General features: G+C 48.9%; 1 protein-coding gene. It reads right to left on the reverse strand.

The window, feature by feature from the left end; translation table 11 throughout:
* Positions 1-262, reverse strand: a 262-nt coding sequence (locus ACEO2X_RS14515; protein ID WP_371972209.1) for an IS66 family transposase zinc-finger binding domain-containing protein, incomplete at both ends; no start/stop codon positions are given.

A 262-nucleotide genomic window follows, 5' to 3' on the forward strand; every position in this document is an offset into this window, starting at 1 on the left:
GCCCGCTGATAGATCAGACGTTGACGGTACAGCGGCAAATGATCGGCATATTTCGATACCAAAACATGGCTGAGCAATTCAGGTGAAGCAATGCCTTTATCAATCACATAGGCGGGCATCGCTTGCTGAGTCAGAGTGTCACACTGATCACAGACCCATTTACCACGCACATGCTGTTCCTTATAGAACTGTGCCGGTCTGAAATGCAGTTTTTCACTGACATCTTCGCCGATACGACGGAGTTGGCAGCCACAAGCACATT

The sequence above is a fragment of the Acinetobacter sp. AL9 genome, from assembly GCF_041464035.1.
In the GTDB taxonomy this organism is placed as follows: domain Bacteria; phylum Pseudomonadota; class Gammaproteobacteria; order Pseudomonadales; family Moraxellaceae; genus Acinetobacter; species Acinetobacter towneri.